This window comes from Vibrio sp. L85 (assembly GCF_963871815.1).
In the GTDB taxonomy this organism is placed as follows: domain Bacteria; phylum Pseudomonadota; class Gammaproteobacteria; order Enterobacterales; family Vibrionaceae; genus Vibrio; species Vibrio harveyi.
The window spans coordinates 88,536-106,578 of sequence record NZ_CAWMYL010000005.1; the positions used below are offsets into that span (position 1 = coordinate 88,536).

Here is an 18,043-nt window from a genome sequence, read left to right on the forward strand (position 1 = left end):
AGAGACTGCTTATAAAATTTGCTTGTAGGGGGAGCCGGGAGATGCGCTCCCCCGGCTGAGTTGTCACTATTGGGATTAACGAGAACCTGCAGGCATCTCGTCTTCATGTAAGAACTCACCGATGCCTTGTGCTGGTGGAAGATCTTGCTCTAGAGAGCCCCAACGTTGATTTGGTTTGTCGCCCATCACGAACTCCAATTCACCGCCGTACATGATTTCGTCATGAGTCAGGTAAGTACGGTTGAAGTCTTTGCCGTTGTAGCGAGCCGATTGAATGAAGATGTTTTCGCGGCTGACGTTCTTCGCGGTCACCGTGAATTTCTGGTTGTTGCCGACATCGATAGACGCGCTTTCAAACAGCGGAGTACCGATTTCGTAAATGCCAGAAGAAGCGTTCACTGGGTAGAAGCCAAGTGCACGGAACACGAACCACGCAGAGAGCGTACCGAAGTCGTCGTTACCACAAATGCCGTCAGCGGTGTTCTTGTAGCAAATGTTGGTTGCTGCGGCGATGGCTGCCTGACCTTTCCAAGGTTGACCGACGTAGTTGTACAAATACGGCACGTGGATATCTGGTTCGTTACCTTGCACGTGCTGACCAACGTTACCTGTGTTGAACACTGGGAATTGGTTGTCGCCTGCGTTGCGATCTGGGTAGGTTGACCAGTATTCATCCAAGCGAGCTGCGAACAAGTCTCCGCGTTCTGCTTCAGGGTTTTGTGTCTTGTCGAAGCGTGTCATCAGGTCAATCAAACCATGAATGTCGTGCTGAACACTGAACGAGTATTGCCAGCCGTTCGACTCAGAGAATGCCCAGTTGAACATGTCTGGACGCCAGTCTTTACCAACCGCACGACCGGTGATTGGGTCTACCCAGCCTGCATCGATAAACTCGCCATCGTAGTCACGGGCTTTGAACCAACCTTGGTATTGCTTACCGCCAAAGTCGAATTGTGCTTGCCAGTTTTTAGAACGGTTAGCGAACTCGGTGTAGCGTGGGTCTTCTTCACCAAAGACTTCTTTGATCGATTGTGCGATTGCCCAGTCGTTCATTGAGTATTCAAGCGAATAAGATGCTGTCCAAGAATCTTTAAATGGTGAGTGACCGCCGTAAGAATCTGGTGGAGTGTCGTGCAATTGCGCTGGCACGTAACCTTGTTCTTCGTACTCTTTGATCCATGCTACGCCTTGGCTCGTTGCGGTGCGCGCGTCAGTGATCATCGCTTCAACCAAGCGCTCTTTCACGTCTTTGCGCTCTGCTTCTGTAAAGCCAAGGTCGATCATGCGTTTTTCTAGTGAGCCTTTCGACAACACATCGTGAATCACAGGCGTTGAGTGCATGCCCATCATCATGCCTGTTTCGTTGCCTTTGAATGTCCACTCAGGCAGACGACCTTTGCGCACGTTACCTTTGTCATCCACCCATTCTTCTTCGGCGTAAGACAGCATAGACAGCACCACGTCGGCTAGGCGGTCAGGTTCAAGAATCGAAGACAGCGGTTGAACTGCGCGGTAGGTATCCCACAGAGAGAAAGTGTCGTAGCGCGTGAAGTCTGCTTTGCCATCTTTGTTGGCATCGGCAGTGCGGATCGACTCTTTCAGCGTATCAATCTTATCGCCCCAAGGTGTGTTGCCATCTGGGTAAGCGTTACGACCTTGGTGAACTTGGCGGTAGCGACCATCTAAGTCAGAGTGAATGGTTTGACCTAGGTACGAGTGGTACATCGCGGTGTAGAACGTCTGTTTGTAATCTTCGTCGCCAGAGACTTGGATCTTGCCGAGTTCGTCTTCCCATTTCTTCGTTGCCGCTTCGCGTACTTGGTCGAAGTTCATGCCCGCAACTTCTGTCATGTTAAGAGAAGCACCAGACTTGCCATTCTCGCCAATCTCAACGTTTGATAGCGCCAATTTCGCTTCAACCGTTAAGCCGTCTTTGGATGTGTCGAACTCTACGTAAGCGCGCGCGTATTGGTACTTGCCGCGTGTCTCGTTACCGATTTCCGTAATGCCTTCTGGCACGTCCATGTAACGACCTTGCTCTTTATCGTAGTAAGCAAAGCGAACGTTTTTGATTGGTTGGTCGAATTCCATCACGAAGAATTCTTTTTGGCTTGGTGCCCAACCATCTGAGAAACGGTGACCTTCAAGACGGTTATTGTCTTTGTCCCATTTCAAGTAAGAATCTGAGGTGTAGTCCCAGTTAATTTTGAAGCCAGTGTTCACGATGATTTCTGACTTCTCATCACGAGGGAAGGTGTAACGATGGACACCAACGCGATCAGACGCCGTCAATTCTGCTTTGATGTCGTAATCCAATAGATCGACTTTGTAGTAGCCTGCCGTCGCTTGCTCGTCACGATGTTGGAAGCGAGACGCTTCTAGGTTTAGCGTTGCCGAACCTTCATCAATCATGTAATCCGAACGCGAGTTGATTGGCATGACGAGAATGTCGTTCAAGTCGCCAGCACCTGCTCCGGAAAGGTGGGTATGAGAGAAACCGGAAGTACGCGCGTCGTGGTAGTAGTAGCCTGAAATGTATTCCCAACCGTTAGAACCGTTGTTTGGAGAAAGCTGCACCATGCCGTGTGGTGTGGTTGCACCAGGGTAGGTGTTGCCTAGGTTACCTGTGCCGATGAATGGGTTGACGTAGCGTGTTACGTCCATATCGGCGAAATCTACCGGGATATGAACGCCCATGTCGATTTCAGGTGTTTCTGGGTTTGGCTTGTCATCACAGTCGCCATCGCCAACTGGAGGACATACTGGCTTGCCGCCGTCAGGAATATCCGGCAGTGCAGGGTTGGTGTCACCGCCTTCATAAATGTTAGTTGTGTCGTCGTTACAGCCAGTCAGACCGACTAGACCACTGAGAACTGCGCAAGCGAGTAGGGAAGGTTTGAATTTCATTTTTAAAGCCTTGTAAATTGTAGGGTTATATAATTAAAAAAATCAGGGGTATTACTAAAACTTAAAAACTTGAAATAGAGCCCTTTGGGGGAAAGGGCTCTTAGGGGGAGGAGCTTAAGGTTTAAGCTTTCACAAGAGTCGCTGCGTTACGCATCGCTTCTTTCGTTGAACACTCAACAACGTTTGCTTTTGCAAAGCGGTGAGCGTCTTTTACTTGGATATCGTGAGCTAGAATAACCAGCTTCGCGTTTGCTACATCTAGGTCAGTGATGCGGTTCTGGATACCGTTTTGACCTTGAGTTTCTACTTTGATTTTCAGACCCGCTGCTGCACCTGCTTTCTCTAGTGCTTTCGCTGCCATGAATGTGTGTGCTACGCCAGATGGGCAACATGTTACTGCTACGATGTCGTACTCGCCTTCGCCTGCTGCTGGAGCTGCTTGAGCTTGTGCAGGTGCTGCTTCAACGATTTCGTCTTCTGCTTCTTCTTCAGCAACTGGTTTCCAGAAGCCAACGATAACTGCTGTTGTTAGTGAGCCTAGTGCGATACCCACAACGTACATTGGGATGTTGCTTGATACAGGAGCTGTGATTAGACCGCCCCATGGTGCGTGTAGCAGTACGTCTGTTAGGAAGCCGAACACACAGCCAACGATACCACCAGCAACGATTGAAGGAAGAACGCGTACAGGGTCGTTTGCTGCGAATGGGATAGCACCTTCAGAGATACCGATAGAACCCATGATTGCTGCTGCTTTACCTGCTTCTTGTTCTTGCTTAGTGAACTTCTTCTTGAATAGGAATGTTGCTAGCGCCATACCTAGAGGAGGCGTACAGATTGCGATACCAACACCACCCATTAGCCATGGTTGAGTATCAACTTGAGTTTGAGCAAATAGCGTTGCTACTTTGTTGATTGGACCGCCCATATCGAATGCAGTCATACCACCAAGAATCGTACCTAGAACCACTTTAGAAGCGCCAGCCATAGAAGCTAGGAATTCGTTCATAGAAGCCATGAAGATCTTGATTGGCTCACCGATACCCCATAGAACGATACCTGCAGAGATAAGCGTACCTAGTAGAGGGTAGATGAAGTAAGCGCCCAACGCAGTCATGTTAGCAGAAAGAGGGATCTTCTTAAGTTGGAATACCACACCACCTGCGATGAAGCCCGCTACGATACAACCAAGGAAGCCGCCGCCCATGTCAGCCATGATGCCAGAAGAGATCATCGCTGGAGCTAGTGCTGGTTTGTCTGCAATTGAGTAACCGATAAAGCCACCAAGAATAATTGGGAACAGCACCAGACCTTTAATACCGATATTAGAAATATCAGCCAATAAACCGTCCGCAGGAACCGCACCCTTACCTGATGCCATTACCGCCAGCGCCAGTAGTACACCACCCGCAACGATAAATGGAAGCATGTGAGAAGTACCGAATAAAAGGTGACCTTTCATGGTACTTAGGATTTTTTTGAAATCGCTATTATTACTAGCTTGAGCTGTGATTGTACTCATAATTTCACGCCTTATGAATTAATTAAAATATTTAGTATTTGGTTTTCGTCTTTTGCGTTATGAATATCTTCAATAAACTCTTCGCTAAATTTACCGAATAATTCTTGAAGAACATAAATATGGTGGTCGGCACCGTTATCTGGTGAGGCAATCATGAAGAATACGGTCGGTTTGACTCCCTCTTCGTCGCCATATTCGATGCCTTCGCGCTTTACGCCAACAGCGATTGCAGGCTCTGTAACCGCTTTGCTTTTTGCGTGTGGGTAAGCGATGCCGTCCATTGAAGTCACGCTCAATGCTTCACGTGCTTCGATGTCGGTTAAAAAAGCCTCTTTGCTGCTGATTCGATTATTTTCGAATAGCATCTGTGCTAGCTCTTCAAAGACTTCTTTTTTATTATTTGCTTGAAGGTTGCCTTTAATTAAATTGACGTTTGTTAGTTCTGTAATCATTTTTTGACTCATTGGTACTGAAGTAATGAGGAAAATTTAATTAATGTTACGGTTTTCTGAAATAGTAAAAAAAATCCAATAACTATATTTTTGTATCACTGAGAGCTAAGTGTGATAGAAGTCATTAATATCAATGAGCTAGAAGGGAATTAGTATTGTGACTTATATTCCATTTATTTTGAAATTAATAATGAAGCTTGAAAATAAACGAGAAGGGAATCAAATATTAATTGAAAAAGCCGGAAGAACATGACTGTTGCTTCCGGCTGTTATGTCTATACGTTGCTATACCGTAATTACTTGAACGCCAGCTTCTTCTAGTGCTTTAAGTGTTGTTTCATCGGCACCTTGATCCGTAATTAGGGTATCAAGTTGAGAGGCAGAAGCCAGAAGCTTTCCGCCGTGTTTGCCTATCTTGCTACTATCGACTAATGCTACTAGACGATCACCGTATTCCAATAGTTTCTTCTCAGCCATGTAAACCAAGAGATCAGAAGTGTACACGCCAGCTTTCGAAACACCAGTACCTGTGAAGAAAACGTAACGACTTGAATAGTCGTCAGTATTTTCAGCATCTGGTGAGATGGTAATATGACGCTCTGGTAGATACTGCCCACCTAGAATGATCAAACTAGAATGTTTCTTCTGAATGAGTTGGTAAGCAAGTGGCATAAAGTTGGTCACCACTTGAATGTTGCTGCCAGCTAAATAGTCACCCAACAATAACGTTGTGTTACTGCCACTTACCACCACACTATCACCTTCATCACACATTTCAGCGGCGGCTTGGGCAATCCGAGATTTAGCTGCAAAATTCTCAATGTCTTTTTCTGAAGGAATGAAATGAGAAGCAACATGAGATTGTGTGGCTACTTGTTCTGATTTAATCACTTCCGCACCATTGCGGATCTTAGTGAGTTTCCCGTCTTCTGCGAGTTTTGTTATGTCGCGTCGGGCTGTTGATAGAGAAATATCAAGCATCTCAACGTAGTCGCTCGTGCTGATATACGTGTGATTTTCTAGATACTCCAAAAGCCTTCTATGACGCTGAGCTTCATTCATAGTTAAGTCCTTGATTTTTGTTTTGACCAATTTTGACCGAATTTGACGTTTTGAGCAAATAAAAAATCAAAATGACGTTTTTTGAATTGTTTGTGACCGATTTTTGTGATCTTTAGCCTATTTTGAATCATTTTAAGTCAAAAATGACTTTACGTGACGTTATTTGACCGTTTATAGTCATTTTGCGTCACAAAGAGTCATTGGAGACCAAAATGAAGTATCAAGCAATCATTATCGATTTAGATGGCACACTGTTAAATGACCATAATCAGATCAGTAGTAACAATATCGAAGCGATCAAACTTGCGATTAGTGAAGGTTATAAAGTCACATTAGCAAGTGGTCGTCCACATAACCTGATGCTTCCTTTTGCCAAGCAGCTTGGCATTGAACTGCCGATGATTTGCTGTAATGGCGCCTACCAGTTTGACCCTGTTCAAGGCGGCATTAACGATAGCCAAGTCATTGGTTCAAATTCACTAAATGCGTTACTCGACACTCTCAATATTGGTCAGTTTTACTTCACGCTTTACTGCGAAAACGGCATTTTCGCGACTCAACAATCTGAACACTTCTTAGGTCTTCAGCGACAGATGTTGGCACTGGGCGTTGAGGACAACATGAAAATTGTACCGAGTGTTCGTTCACTACTTAATGAATGTGGTGATGTATATAAAGTCTTGGTCTCTAGCGAAGACAAAGTCGCTCTCTGTGAATTACGTGATGCGCTGATTCATCATCATGTACAAGCCGATCTTTCAACGCCGAACAAGCTTGATATCACAGCGAAGGGAGCGAACAAAGGCACCGCAACTCTTCACCTACTTAATCAACTCAACCTGAATCCGAAATACACCATTGCTTTTGGTGACGGAGACAACGATGCAGAAATGTTACGCGTTGTTGGAGAACCCGTAGCAATGGAAAACGCTAGTCCAGCCATTCGTGGGTTAGCGAACTTAATTGTCACAGATAACAACGGTTGCGGCATTGGGCAGTACCTCAGATTGATCGTGTCTGAAGGTCAGCATTCATGCCAACACTCTTACTTCTATTAAGGAAACACAATGAAAAAAGTAAAAATCGCAGCAGGTCTTGCACACGTAGATTACGGCCACATCGCAGATATCGTAAAAGAAGTGTCTGACGCGGGTGCGGATTACATTCACTGTGATGCTGCTGATATGCATGATTTGAAAAACATGCAGCTTATGGGTGGTCATCAAATCGTTGAAGGTATTCGTCAGTACACGGATAAGCCAATCGAAGTCCACGCTTACTTTAAAGATTGTGATCGTCTATTTGTAGAAAAGATTGCTAAAGCTGGCGCAGACATGCTGATTCTTCCAGCAGAGAACTTCTTGGGTGCGCCATTGGCGTACATGATGAAGTACTGCCGTGACTACAACATGAAGTTTGGTCTAACCGTTGGCTGTTTTACTCCTGTCTCTTTCGTTAAAGAAGCAATTTACTACCTAGACCGACTACACATTGTTATTCATGGCGTGAACAACGATGAATGGTTATGGCGTGAGTCTGCGATTGAAATGATTCGCGAAGCGCGTCAGCTAATTAACGAGCGTAACCCTAACTGTGAATTGTGTGTTGACGGTGGTATCCGTAACCACAACCTAGAGCCGCTGTTGAAAGAAGACATTGATGTGATGGTGGCATCAACCAACATCTTCGGTCACAAAGAAGGCATTACAGCTGGCGTAAAAGATTTCCGTGCTGCACTGAATGCTGCTGAAGAAGCCGTTGCCGCTGAACTAGCTTAATTAGAGTTAATGGTGTCGGGCTGAACTTCCCCCTCGAAATGCTCCGGCTCGACACCAACCAAGGAATTGCCATGACACATTTTAATCACTACCAACCGACTAAGCTGAGCTTTGGCCCGGGCAATGTGAGCCAAATTGGTCATATGATTGCCAAATACGGTCGACGCTGTTTGATTGTCTCTGAACCGATATTTGAAGCAGTTAAACCAGCTTATGACCGTATTTTTGCTTTGCTTGCCGAACAAGATATTCACGTAACGCACTTCGATGGCGTTGTACCTAATCCGCCAACGACGGTTGTTGAGCTTGGACGACAAGTTGGTATCGAAGCTGACTGTGACGTTGTACTTGCCATTGGCGGTGGTTCATCGATTGATACCGCGAAGATCATCGCAGCAACCATGAAGGTTGACACAATTGAGTGGGCACACTGGTTTAAAAATTATGATTCGCCTTTTGGTGATATTAAGGCGCTGCCAGCATCAACTGTGCCTTTGATTGCGATACCAACAACATCTGGAACGGGCTCTCAGGTTACTCATGCAGCGGTTATTACTGATCTTGATAGCCACTCAAAACTGACATTGTTCCATCCTGATTTTTATCCATGTGAAGCCATTATTGATCCTGAATTAATGCTGACCTTACCACCTCGTATGACAGCGATGACTGGTTTTGATGCGTTTTCACATGCGTTTGAGTCGTACACCGGCACAAAGCCTTCACCATTAGTTGATAGTTTGGCGCTAGAAGCCATGAAACTGGTGGTAGAAAACTTGCCTGCTGTTGTGAAGAACGGCTCCGATATCGAAGGTCGTTGTCGATTGGCAAGCGCTGATACGTTGGCTGGGATCTCCTTGGCTAATGGTGGCGCAGGCGCACCGCATCCTCTAGGGGAAATCTTAGGTAGTAGAAAAACGAATTTACCTCATGGTTTAACACTAGCGGTGGTTTATCCCGCTTATGTTCAACTGCAATGGCGTAAACAACCAGAACGTTACGCAAAAGTTGCTGAGCTATTTGGTGCCGTGGGAAGCACTGAAGAAAAAGCGCAATCGCTAGCAACGCACTTAGTCACGTTTTTAGGGCAAATTGGTTTAGAGCACAACCTAACGCAGGTAGGAGTCACAGAGGAAGACGTAAAGGCATTAGAACCAGCGTTTTGCTTCAACCTACCTTTGACAACAGGCGAAGAGATGAAAACGATTCTGCACGCCAGCTTGGTATAGCAGAACAAAAAGGGGTTGAGAACATGGAAAACGAAGTAAAAACAATGAAATTTGCAGCGTTGAATGTGGATAGAGAGGACATCAAACGTCGTGATATTCAAGCGTTAATCTTCGATTTCGATGGTCTACTCGTCGATACAGAAACCTGTTTGTTTAGGGCCTGGGAAGCTCTAATGAAGCCATTCGGGATTGATGTTTCGCCACTCCAGGTTGCTGGTCTAGTTGGGAGCTCAGTACCAGCAACCTCTCTTTGTGACCTTTATCGATATCATTCAAAGCAAGTGTTATCTGATGATGAAATCAGACAACAAGTCTTTAGTCATGCTTATCGACTGATTGCACTTCAAACAGAACGAAAAGGTGTTCGCTGCTATCTAGACACAGCAAAGCAAATGGAGCTTAAGATGGCGTTAGCAACAAGTTCTGAATACGAGCATTACATGCCGATTCTGAAGCGCCTGAATTTAGAACATTACTTTGACTGTTTCACCGGAGCAGAAGAAATCTCGATTGAACGTCGTAAGCCATCTCCTGACGTTTATCTCACTAGCCTAGAAAAACTCGGAGTTTCTGCCAGTCAAGCCATTGCCTTTGAGGACTCTCCTCCAGGAGTTACAGCGGCTCGAGCGGCAGGTATTTCAACAGTTGCGGTAACCAATTACCTGACTCAGCACTTAGATGTCTCGCATGCAGACATTGTTTTATCGTCAATGAGTCAAATTTCGCTAGCGCAATTGATTATCAACTTATCGAGATAGAGTTATGAACAAATTAGAACAATTGAAAAAATACACAACGGTTGTTGCTGATACTGGTGACATTGATGCGATTGCTGCATTCCAGCCTCAAGATGCGACGACAAACCCTTCATTAGTGCTTAAAGCGGCAGAGATGCCTCAATACGATCACTTGATTGTAGATGCGATTGAATGGGCGAAAAAACAAAGCGCAGATAGAGCACAGCAGATCATCGATGCAAGCGATAAATTGGCGGTCAACATCGGCGTGGAAATCTTAAAAACCGTACCAGGGCGTATCTCTACTGAGGTTGATGCTCGCTTATCATTTGATAAAGAATCCAGTTTGGTGAAAGCGCGAAAATTGATCGCCATGTACCAAGAAGCTGGCATTGAGAAAGCGCGCATTTTGATCAAGCTGGCGTCAACATGGGAAGGCATTCGTGCAGCAGAAGTACTCGAAAAAGAAGGTATTAACTGTAACCTAACGCTGCTGTTTAACTTTGCTCAGGCAAAAGCGTGTGCAGAAGCGGGGGCATTCCTTATCTCTCCATTTGTTGGTCGTATCTTAGATTGGTACAAAAACAATACTGATCAAAAAGAATACCTTCCACATGAAGACCCGGGTGTTGTCTCGGTTTCTAAGATTTACAACTACTACAAAGATCATGGCTACAACACTGTGGTTATGGGTGCTAGCTTCCGTAATGCTGACGAAGTGCTCGCTCTAGCTGGCTGTGATCGTCTAACGATTGGTCCTGCAATCTTAGATCAGCTTGCAGCGCAAGAGGGTGAGGTTGAACCAAAGCTTTATGCTCAACGCACGAATGTGAACCCTGTGCCAACGGCAATGACTGAAGCTGAGTTCCGTTGGGAAATGAACCAAGATCCAATGGCGACAGAGAAGTTGTCTGAGGGTATTCGTAACTTTGCCGTAGACCAAGGCAAACTAGAAGCAATGATTGAAGCACGTCTGTAAGGAGCAGTGAAGATGATCTCTCGAAATAAACTTGCAGACACGATTCGTGTATTGAGTATGGATGCGGTGCAAAAAGCTGGCTCTGGTCACCCTGGTGCACCGATGGGCATGGCGGATATTGCGGAAGTTCTGTGGCGTGATTTTCTAAAACATAATCCCACCAACCCTAATTGGCCGGATCGTGACCGTTTCATTCTTTCTAACGGTCATGGCTCTATGCTGATTTACAGCTTATTGCATTTGTCTGGCTATGATTTGACGATGGAAGATATTCAATCTTTCCGTCAGTTGCATGCTAAGACGGCGGGACATCCAGAATATGGTTATGCACCGGGGATTGAAACAACGACTGGTCCGCTAGGTCAAGGCATTACCAATGGTGTTGGTATGGCACTCGCTGAGAAGGTACTAGCTGATCAGTTTAACCGTCCTGGTCATGATATCGTTGACCACCACACTTATGTGTTTATGGGTGATGGCTGCATGATGGAAGGCATTTCCCACGAAGCTTGTTCGTTAGCTGGCACACTAGGTTTAGGCAAGCTGATTGCGTTTTGGGATGACAATGGCATCTCAATTGATGGCGAGGTTGAGGGATGGTTTTCGGATGATACGCCTAAACGTTTTGAAGCATATGGTTGGCACGTCATTGCGGATGTTGATGGTCATAACGCTCAATCAATTCGCCAAGCGATTCTAGAGGCTCAGGCAGAAACCAGTAAGCCAACGTTAATTTGCTGTAAAACCATTATTGGCTTTGGATCGCCAAACAAATCAGCAAGCCACGATTGCCATGGTGCACCGTTAGGTGAAGAAGAGGTAGCGCTAGTACGTCAAAACCTAGGTTGGGAATACGCCCCGTTTGAAATCCCGCATGAAATCTATCAAGCGTGGGATGCCAAAGTTGCAGGTAAAGATGCGGAAGCACAATGGGCGAATCGCTTTGTGGAATATGAATCGGCATACCCAGATCTGGCAGCAGAGTTTAATCGTCGAGTAAAGGGCGACCTACCAGAAAACTGGACTCAAATCAGTGAAGATGTGATTAAAACTTTGCAAGCCAACCCTGCGACTATCGCGACTCGCAAAGCATCGCAAAACGCGATTGAGGCCTTCGGCGCGCACTTACCTGAATTCCTAGGTGGCTCGGCAGATCTAACTCCATCAAACCTAACGAATTGGTCTGGTTCAAAAGCGATTACCGCTCAGGATGCTTCAGGTAACTACCTTAGTTACGGAGTTCGTGAGTTTGCCATGTCAGCCATGATGAATGGCATTGCTCTCCACGGCGGTTTTATTCCTTATGGCGGCACATTCTTAATATTTATGGAATACGCACGTAATGCATTGCGTATGGCCGCATTGATGAAGCAACGCAGCATCTTTGTCTACACGCATGATTCAATTGGTTTGGGTGAAGATGGTCCAACGCATCAACCTGTGGAACAAATCGCATCACTGCGTTTAACGCCAAACATGAGCACATGGCGTCCTTGTGACCAAGTCGAGACCGCAGTCGCTTGGAAAGCCGCTGTCGAGAGAACGGATGGTCCAACTTCACTGATTTTCTCGCGCCAGAATCTTGTTCAATTTGAGCGTGATGAGGAGACATTAGAAAACATCGCGAAAGGTGGTTACATCTTGTCCGACTGTGACGGTGAACCTGAGCTTATTCTCATTGCCACGGGTTCTGAAGTTGCTCTTGCTATGGACGCAAAGGCGCAGTTGAACAATGTTCGCTGTCGTGTGGTTTCGATGCCTGCAACCGACGTGTTTGACGCGCAGAGTGCACAATACCAACAACACGTTCTCCCAACCAATGTGACCAAGCGTATCGCGATTGAAGCTGGTATTCGAGATTACTGGTTTAAGTACGCTGGCTTACAAGGAGAGATCATCGGTATGACGAGCTTTGGTGAGTCTGCACCAGCTGATCAGCTCTTTGAAATGTACGGCTTTACTGTGGCAAACGTTGTGGATACTGCCAAGCGTATGATGGAGAACGCGTAATGGAAACTTTCATCACAAATACGGTGGATGAATGTGTAAGAGTCAAGGCTGCGAAAGCAGCCTTGGACCACATTCTACAAAATGTCACTCCAGATACGGTTATTGGAATTGGTACAGGTGCAACAGCAGAAGTATTTGTCCAATTATTGGCAGCTAGTGGCGTGGCGTTTGCTCACTGTGTATCAAGTTCAGAACGCTCTTCTAAAGCCATCCAGAGTTCAGGTTTGAAAGAAATCCCTCTCGCAGACTGCTTGTACGTGGATTATTACGTTGATGGCATTGATGAAGGGTTAACAAACGGCATCACAATCAAAGGTGGGGGCGCGGCTTTAGGGCGTGAAAAAGTCATTGCCTCTATGACTAAGTGCTTTATCACCATCTCAGATGAAGGACGTTTAGTGGAGACGCTGGGGAAATTCCCTCTGCCAATTGAAGTCCTCCCAGCGGCGAAAATGCCAGTTATTCTCGCCTTAAAATCCCTTGGTGGTCGTCCTTTGCAACGCCCTGATTGCGTTACTGATAATGGCAATATCATTTTGGATGTTTCTGGTCTAGATATGAGTGAGCCAACCGAATTAGAACAGCGACTGAACTCCCTTTCAGGTGTGGTTGAGAATGGCATATTTTCTCAATGCCGTGCGCACTATATGGCGTTTTCAAATACACAAGGCGTTCGTTGGTTATCGGTAAATTGAGAGCCTGATAACAAGTTTATTAATAACCTCTTCTTGGCTAGGGATTTAAGGGATTAAACATGATGGAAAGCAAGTTTTCGACAGAAGCAATCGAGTATCTTGAACAGCATATTGATGAGTTACTTAACGATTTATCTGAGCTAGTTGCTATTCCATCAGTACGTGATTTGACGACACAAACAGAGAATGCTCCGTTTGGTTATCAAATTAGACAAGCGTTTGATTACTTAATCAAATTTGCTGAAAGAGAAGGTTTAGAAGTGCGTGATCACCGAGGTTATGCTTTGGATATAAGCTTTGGGCAAGGTGATCAAGAAATCGCTCTGCTGCACCATGTTGATGTGGTGCCAGCAGGGGATGAGACGCTATGGCGAACGCCGCCATACCGCATGACTAAAATTGATAACATGGTTTTTGGACGAGGCGTAACAGACAACAAAGGTCCACTGATTGCTAGCTTGTACATCCTCAAGTTGTTTAAACAACTTACTGCCCCTCTCAATAAGAAAATAAGAGTCATTATTGGTGGTGCAGAAGAGACAACTTGGGAATGTGTAGAGCATTACTTTCAACACAATCCGCAGCCAGAATATGGCTTTTCTCCAGATGGCGACTTCCCAATCGTCAACGGTGAAAAGGGTATTTTGTATGCGTCATTGGAGAAGCAATTTTCTGCCAGAAGCAGTGATAGCGCATGCCAAATTAGACGAATCGAGAGTGAACGAGATAGAACATCCACTTGTCACTTTTTGGTGCTTGAATTGGCAGGCTCTAGTGCTGAAAAAGTAGCGCATCAGTTTGCTGCTTTTGCTGATGTGATTGACTGTCAGTCACATTATCGCGTTGAGATTTCAACGCCGTGGGAGAAATCCCGCAACCCGCATAAAGTTGATAACTGCATGGACAAGTTCGTCAACATTATGCGTCATGTGGAAGGATTAGATCCAAACTCAGCCAGCTTGGTCCACTTGCTTGATTCCCACTTTGCAAATGACTACGTCGGGCATAAGTTAGGTCTATACCATAACGATGATGAGATGGGATACACAACGTGTTGTGTTTCTGCCATCAACATGGATTCGCATGGCTACAATTTGGATTTTGATTTTCGGTTTCCTAAAGGACTGAGTATCGAGAGAGTTCGTTCCCAATTACTGGCTTTATCCCAACAAGCTGGTGTGAACTTTGTCGAACATCAGTACTTACCTCTATCCTACCTCTCTCCCGAAAGTGCCCTTATCCAAGCGATGGGGAAAGCTTATTCCGATGTTACTGGAACGGATGCAAATTGCTTTAGTAAAGGCGCGGCTTCGTACGCGCGTGCATTGGAGCATGGAGTAGCTTTTGGACCAACTTTCCCTGAAGAAGTGACCTTTGTGCACGAGCCAAATGAACAGCTCAACCTAGAGTCACTAATAAAAGCAATAACGATATACGTGAAAGTTCTCATATCACTTCAGGAGTAAATTATGAGAGATAAGGTTCAAGCACTTGCCGGCGGTATGATGGTTTCCATCATTGTACTGGTCATTGCAGGTATTTTTATAGGGATAGGCGCTGGCGTTGTAAACCAAATGTCAGCTCAAGACTCTGTCATTTTTGCGTTCTTCAAACTGATGCTCGATCTTGGTTTGATGGTAATGCGAAACCTACCACCATTCTTTGCGATTGGTTTAGCCTTTGCCTTGTCAAAATCTGAAAAAGGTTGGGCAGCATTTACAGGCTTTACCATGTTTATGTGTTTCAACGTCGCGATTGGTTCCATTGCCGCTTTTAACGGCTGGACACCGGAAACGACCAGTGTTGATTACCTTGTTAACAACATGGGTTACGACAAAGTTGCCGCACAAAATTTCAATTCACTATGGGGTGAAAACCTAGGCGTATTCTCATATAACATGGGGATCTTTAGCGGGATCATTGTGGGCTGTATCACAGCGGCACTGCACAACCGTTTCTACAAATTTGAAATGCCAGCAATGCTGAGCTTCTTCTCTGGTCCACGTGCTGTCGTAATCTTTGCTTATCTTGCGATTATGCCGATCAGCTTTGTCGCTTATCATGCTTGGCCACCGATCGCTGGTGGGCTGCAATCTATCACGACGCTTATTACTAGCTCGGGTATCTTTGGCTCTTTCCTATTCGGCGTGTTTGATAAGGGGTTACTACCATTTGGTCTCCACCATCTCATCGCCTTCCCAATTGAATACACTCGTGTGGGTGGGGTAATGGAAATTGATGGCGTTGTGTACGAAGGTGTACGTAATATCATGAATGGTCAAATGAGCTCCCCTGAGGCAACTGGTTACATCACACATAACTTTACTAGTGGTCGTATTCCAATTCAGATTGGTGGTCTTACAGGTGCGGCTTATGCGATGTATGTCACCGCGAAACCACAAAACAAAAAGAAAGTCGCTGCGATTATGATCCCTGCCGTATTTACTGCAGCAGTTATCGGGATCACAGAGCCACTTGAATACACTTTCTTGTTTGTTCAACCATTCTTGTTCTTTGCTGTGCACGTGCCATTAAATGGTTTGGCTTATGTCATTACTGAGATGTTTGGCGTCTCTATTCATGGTAACCAACTGTTGTTTATGGTGCCAAATCTACTGCAGCCAGAGAAGGTACATGCTTGGGCGTTGCTATGGATTATCCCACTGTACTTCGTTGTTTACTTCTACACATTTAAGTACGTGATTCTGAAGTTCAACTCTAAAACACCAGGTCGTGAAGAGGACGATGATGCAGATATCGCTCTTTACTCAAAAGCAGACTTCAAGAAGAAAAAAGAGCAGAACTCTGCAGGTCTTCCAGTCGAAATTATTAAAGCGCTGGGTGGTGCTGAGAACATCGATAACGTTTCAAACTGCGCCACACGCTTAAGGGTTTCCCTACATGATGAAACGTTAGCGGCAGCAGATGATGTCTGGAAAAAACAACTGAATGCAATTGGCGTGGTGAGAATGCCAAAAGGAATTCAGGTCATCTACGGTGCGAACGTTATTACCATTGCGTCAGGTATTAAAGAAGCGCTGGGCGTCGACTCTTAATCATTCCCCCCTACAAATAAAAAACCAATAACAAGTGAACCCTCCTGTGGTGCGAGCACCACGGGTAGGGATTTCTGTACCCAAAATATGGAAATATAATTATGAAAAATATAACAAAAGTGTCCCTAACCTTGCTTGCAGTGAGTATTTCTGGTGCGCTACACGCAACCGAAGCCCCTACATGGTCTGAAAGAAACCCAATCGTGTTTTGGGGTGATCGTGCAAATGAAGATTGGAGCTACGTAGACAATCTTGCGGAGAGCGAAAAGAGCTTTTCAGAGAAGTTAAAACGCCTTGATATTACTGATGATGGAGAGTGGAAAGTTTCATTTAGCGGTAACATTAAAGCGGCTTTTGATAATCGTTGGAATCATATGTATGACTCTGATGTACGTAAGAAAAATGAGTTCCGTAGCCGAATGCAGTTTGCTACTGATGTGACATACCAAGATTGGGCTCGAATCTACGGTGAAATCCGCACCAACTACACCAACTTAGATAACCCTGGTCCGGTAGATGATGCTGGTACTGACTTCCACCAACTATTCACAGAGTTCAAGCTGCTCGATGATGGTGAACAGTATTTGAGCACACGTTTAGGACGCCAAGAGATCTACCTCAATGAATGGCAAATGATGAACCGAGAACCAACACCCGTGCAATCGAGTTGGAATGCGGCGAGTGCCAAATACAGAGTGAATGGCATCAACTTTGATGTTTATTACGGTGAAGAAGTCTTCCCATTGCGCAAAGATGGCAGTTGGAGTGGGAACTGGGATGACAAAACCAACGGAAAAACCTCCACAGGTATCTTTGCGAATTGGCGCACGGACTATGGCGCAATGCAGGCTTATTTCATGAGCAATGACGTGACCAACAGTTCATTCGTTAATGCTCCGGATGGGGATGTAGATATTCAAGTGCTGGGCTTGCACGCACATGATTTTGTTCGTGAAGGCTTCGGGTACATGGTTGATGGTGTTTATCAGTTTGGTGACCATGCTGGCAAAGATATTTCAGCGTATATGGCTTATGCAGATCTGAACTACAACTGGAGTGCAGATTGGAATGTACGTGCAGGTTTAAACCTTCATTATGCATCGGGAACAAGCAAGGATAGCGATAAAGTGAACACGTTCAACCCACTATGGACGGGGGATCCTCTAGGTTTTGCTCATGACGGGGCTTACGGTAACGCGATGCAGGTTGGCGGTTATTCAGTTATTGAGTACATGCCAAAACAGAGCATTATCACTGGCTTTATGTCAACGTGGCGCGCCGATACAGACGATGCGATTTATACCTTAAATCAGGATATTTTGTTCGGTGAAAACTCTGATGAAAAATACGCTTACACTCAATTTTATCTGCAGTTCCACAACTACATTACGGGCAACCTAAAAACGGAGTTGAACCTGTACTATGCGTTGGATAGTGACTATACGCGTGATGTTGTCGGTCCTCAAAGCGACAACATTACTCGTGCCGAAATCGCAGTGATCTACAACTTCTAGTATTGCGATAGACGATAAATATCCAAGCATACTGCTTTTATCTGTCCTATTTGCCTTGATTAAGGCACGTCATGTTTTTTAAGCAGCAATTTTGCCCAGTCG

14 protein-coding genes are annotated in these 18,043 nt (G+C 45.4%); 10 read left to right on the forward strand and 4 right to left on the reverse strand.

The window, feature by feature from the left end; translation table 11 throughout:
- Positions 1-75: 75 nt before the first annotated feature.
- The 4 genes from AACR11_RS00585 to ulaR form a co-directional block, all read right to left on the reverse strand.
- Complete coding sequence (locus tag AACR11_RS00585; RefSeq protein ID WP_029788271.1) at positions 76-2,907, reverse strand: GH92 family glycosyl hydrolase; 2,832 nt, start codon at positions 2,905-2,907, stop codon at positions 76-78.
- A 121-nt stretch (positions 2,908-3,028) separates the two neighbouring features.
- Positions 3,029-4,429, reverse strand: a complete 1,401-nt coding sequence (locus AACR11_RS00590; RefSeq protein WP_005453038.1) for a fructose-specific PTS transporter subunit EIIC — start codon at positions 4,427-4,429, stop codon at positions 3,029-3,031.
- An 11-nt stretch (positions 4,430-4,440) separates the two neighbouring features.
- Entirely contained in the window at positions 4,441-4,881 is a 441-nt protein-coding gene (locus AACR11_RS00595; protein ID WP_005436338.1) for a PTS sugar transporter subunit IIA, read from the reverse strand.
- A 285-nt stretch (positions 4,882-5,166) separates the two neighbouring features.
- Positions 5,167-5,943, reverse strand: a complete 777-nt coding sequence (gene ulaR / locus AACR11_RS00600; RefSeq protein ID WP_005453036.1) for an HTH-type transcriptional regulator UlaR — start codon at positions 5,941-5,943, stop codon at positions 5,167-5,169.
- Between the two features lie 212 nt (positions 5,944-6,155).
- On the opposite strand from ulaR, the gene AACR11_RS00605 reads away from it, so the two are divergent.
- The 10 genes from AACR11_RS00605 (at position 6,156) to AACR11_RS00650 (ending at position 17,941) form a co-directional block, all read left to right on the forward strand.
- Positions 6,156-7,001 carry a Cof-type HAD-IIB family hydrolase gene (locus tag AACR11_RS00605; protein ID WP_005453034.1) on the forward strand — a complete coding sequence of 282 codons (846 nt, stop codon included), beginning with the start codon at positions 6,156-6,158 and terminating at the stop codon, positions 6,999-7,001.
- A gap of 9 nt (positions 7,002-7,010) precedes the next feature.
- Positions 7,011-7,721 (forward strand): ribulose-phosphate 3-epimerase, encoded by a 711-nt coding sequence (locus tag AACR11_RS00610; protein ID WP_005453033.1) that lies wholly within the window; start codon positions 7,011-7,013, stop codon positions 7,719-7,721.
- A gap of 71 nt (positions 7,722-7,792) precedes the next feature.
- A complete protein-coding gene (locus AACR11_RS00615) occupies positions 7,793-8,950 on the forward strand; it encodes an iron-containing alcohol dehydrogenase (protein ID WP_029788269.1) in 1,158 nt (385 codons plus the stop codon).
- 23 nt (positions 8,951-8,973) lie between these two features.
- Positions 8,974-9,708 (forward strand): HAD family hydrolase, encoded by a 735-nt coding sequence (locus tag AACR11_RS00620; protein ID WP_017189624.1) that lies wholly within the window; start codon positions 8,974-8,976, stop codon positions 9,706-9,708.
- Between the two features lie 4 nt (positions 9,709-9,712).
- Positions 9,713-10,666, forward strand: coding sequence for a transaldolase (gene tal / locus AACR11_RS00625; protein ID WP_029788268.1), 954 nt, complete (start codon positions 9,713-9,715; stop codon positions 10,664-10,666).
- Between the two features lie 12 nt (positions 10,667-10,678).
- Positions 10,679-12,676, forward strand: coding sequence for a transketolase (gene tkt, locus AACR11_RS00630; protein WP_029788267.1), 1,998 nt, complete (start codon positions 10,679-10,681; stop codon positions 12,674-12,676).
- Positions 12,676-13,371: a ribose-5-phosphate isomerase RpiA gene (rpiA, locus tag AACR11_RS00635; RefSeq protein ID WP_017818469.1), complete on the forward strand. Its 696-nt coding sequence runs from the start codon at positions 12,676-12,678 to the stop codon at positions 13,369-13,371. Before tkt ends, rpiA begins: the two co-directional genes overlap by 1 nt.
- A gap of 59 nt (positions 13,372-13,430) precedes the next feature.
- On the forward strand, positions 13,431-14,837 hold the full coding sequence (locus tag AACR11_RS00640; RefSeq protein ID WP_029788266.1) for a Sapep family Mn(2+)-dependent dipeptidase: 1,407 nt from the start codon (positions 13,431-13,433) through the stop codon (positions 14,835-14,837).
- A gap of 3 nt (positions 14,838-14,840) precedes the next feature.
- On the forward strand, positions 14,841-16,427 hold the full coding sequence (locus AACR11_RS00645; RefSeq protein ID WP_005453012.1) for a PTS transporter subunit EIIC: 1,587 nt from the start codon (positions 14,841-14,843) through the stop codon (positions 16,425-16,427).
- A 101-nt stretch (positions 16,428-16,528) separates the two neighbouring features.
- Positions 16,529-17,941 (forward strand): alginate export family protein, encoded by a 1,413-nt coding sequence (locus tag AACR11_RS00650; RefSeq protein WP_005453010.1) that lies wholly within the window; start codon positions 16,529-16,531, stop codon positions 17,939-17,941.
- Positions 17,942-18,043: the final 102 nt, after the last annotated feature.